Source organism: Corynebacterium argentoratense (assembly GCF_021491455.1).
GTDB classification, from domain to species: domain Bacteria; phylum Actinomycetota; class Actinomycetes; order Mycobacteriales; family Mycobacteriaceae; genus Corynebacterium; species Corynebacterium argentoratense_A.
This window is the reverse complement of the sequence record NZ_JAKETN010000009.1, coordinates 1-2,545: the sequence shown is the minus strand read 5'-3', so window position 1 is coordinate 2,545 and position 2,545 is coordinate 1. Positions and strand designations below refer to the sequence as shown.

General features: G+C 41.1%; 1 protein-coding gene. It reads left to right on the top strand.

The window, feature by feature from the left end; all coding sequences use genetic code 11:
* The first annotated feature begins 467 nt into the window (after window positions 1–467).
* A complete protein-coding gene (tet(O), locus tag L1C91_RS09370) occupies window positions 468–2,387 on the top strand; it encodes a tetracycline resistance ribosomal protection protein Tet(O) (RefSeq protein WP_234859043.1) in 1,920 nt (639 codons plus the stop codon).
* Window positions 2,388–2,545: the final 158 nt, after the last annotated feature.

The following is a 2,545-nucleotide window of genomic DNA, read 5'->3' as shown; positions in this document are numbered from 1 at the left end:
GTAGGAACTTTCATCTTCACACCGGGGACCCCTATATGTTGTGGTGACCCGCTGAACCCACCGTGGTCTTCTTCACCCCGCTACGCACTCCGAAACCGGAAGAGCCTGATTAGTGGCAGGGGGAAATCCTGCCGCTTTTTCTGCTTTAGTTTGTCAGCTTGACAAATAAAGGGTTAAGGAATATAATTAGATTCAGTGTTATACAAGGAGTTAATAAATATGCGGCAAGGTATTCTTAAATAAACTGTCAATTTGATAGTGGGAACAAAAAGTAGCAGTCCCGTTTCACTTTTAATATGGGGCTTAGTTTTTTGTACCCAGTTTAAGAATACTTTTATCATGTAATTTTATATGCCCGAAAACATATAAGTGTTTTGGGGCTATTGGAGTTATTTACCCAGTGATAGGAGTATTTATCACTGGGTATTTTTATGCCCTTTTTTGGGTGTTGATAGGAGGAAAATCACATGAAAATAATTAACTTAGGCATTCTGGCTCACGTTGACGCAGGAAAGACAACATTAACGGAGAGTTTATTGTATACCAGTGGTGCAATTGCAGAACCAGGGAGCGTAGATAAAGGCACAACAAGGACAGATACAATGAATTTGGAGCGTCAAAGGGGAATCACTATCCAGACAGCAGTGACATCTTTTCAGTGGGAGGATGTAAAAGTCAACATTATAGATACGCCAGGCCATATGGATTTTTTGGCGGAAGTATACCGTTCTTTATCCGTATTAGACGGAGCAGTATTATTAGTTTCTGCAAAGGATGGCATACAGGCACAGACCCGTATACTGTTTCATGCACTACAGACAATGAAGATTCCGACAATTTTTTTCATCAATAAAATTGACCAAGAGGGGATTGATTTGCCAATGGTATATCAAGAAATGAAAGCAAAGCTTTCTTCGGAAATTATAGTGAAGCAAAAGGTTGGGCAGCATCCCCATATAAATGTAACGGACAATGACGATATGGAACAGTGGGATGCGGGAATTATGGGAAACGATGAACTATTAGAGAAATATATGTCAGGGAAACCGTTTAAAATGTCAGAACTGGAACAGGAAGAAAACAGGAGATTCCAAAACGGAACGTTATTTCCCGTTTATCACGGAAGTGCTAAAAACAATCTGGGGATTCGGCAGCTTATAGAAGTGATTGCCAGTAAGTTTTATTCATCAACGCCTGAAGGTCAATCTGAACTATGCGGGCAGGTTTTTAAGATTGAATATTCAGAGAAAAGGCGGCGTTTTGTTTATGTGCGTATATATAGCGGAACATTGCATTTGAGGGATGTTATTAAAATATCTGAAAAAGAGAAAATAAAAATCACAGAGATGTGTGTTCCGACAAACGGTGAATTATATTCATCCGATACAGCCTGCTCTGGTGATATCGTAATTTTACCAAATGATGTTTTGCAGCTAAACAGTATTTTGGGGAACGAAATGCTGTTGCCGCAGAGAAAATTTATTGAAAATCCTCTCCCTATGCTCCAAACAACGATTGCAGTAAAGAAATCTGAACAGCGGGAAATATTGCTTGGGGCACTTACAGAAATTTCAGATGGCGACCCTCTTTTAAAATATTATGTGGATACTACAACGCATGAGATTATACTTTCTTTTTTGGGGAATGTGCAGATGGAAGTCATTTGTGCCATCCTTGAGGAAAAATACCATGTGGAGGCAGAAATAAAAGAGCCTACTGTTATATATATGGAAAGACCGCTTAGAAAAGCAGAATATACCATCCACATAGAAGTCCCGCCAAATCCTTTCTGGGCTTCTGTCGGGTTGTCCATAGAGCCGCTCCCTATTGGAAGCGGAGTGCAGTATGAAAGCAGAGTTTCACTTGGATATTTAAACCAATCGTTCCAAAATGCGGTTATGGAGGGGGTTCTTTATGGCTGCGAGCAGGGGCTGTATGGATGGAAAGTGACAGACTGTAAAATCTGTTTTGAATATGGATTGTATTATAGTCCTGTAAGTACCCCCGCAGACTTTCGGCTGCTTTCCCCTATCGTATTGGAGCAGGCTTTAAAAAAAGCAGGGACAGAACTATTAGAGCCATATCTCCACTTTGAAATTTATGCACCGCAGGAATATCTCTCACGGGCGTATCATGATGCCCCAAGGTATTGTGCAGATATTGTAAGTACTCAGGTAAAGAATGACGAGGTCATTCTGAAAGGAGAAATCCCTGCCAGATGTATTCAAGAATACAGGAACGATTTAACTTATTTCACAAATGGGCAGGGAGTCTGCTTGACAGAGTTAAAAGGATACCAGCCAGCTATTGGTAAATTTATTTGCCAACCCCGCCGCCCGAATAGCCGTATAGATAAGGTTCGGCATATGTTCCACAAATTAGCTTAACAGCTTGCAAAAGTCATATAAAATGAGATTTGAAAGGATTAGAGACTAATTAGGCTCTTCCGGTTTCGGAGTGCGTAGCGGGGTGAAGAAGACCACGGTGGGTTCAGCGGGTCACCACAACATATAGGGGTCCCCGGTGTGAAGATGAAAGTTCCTAC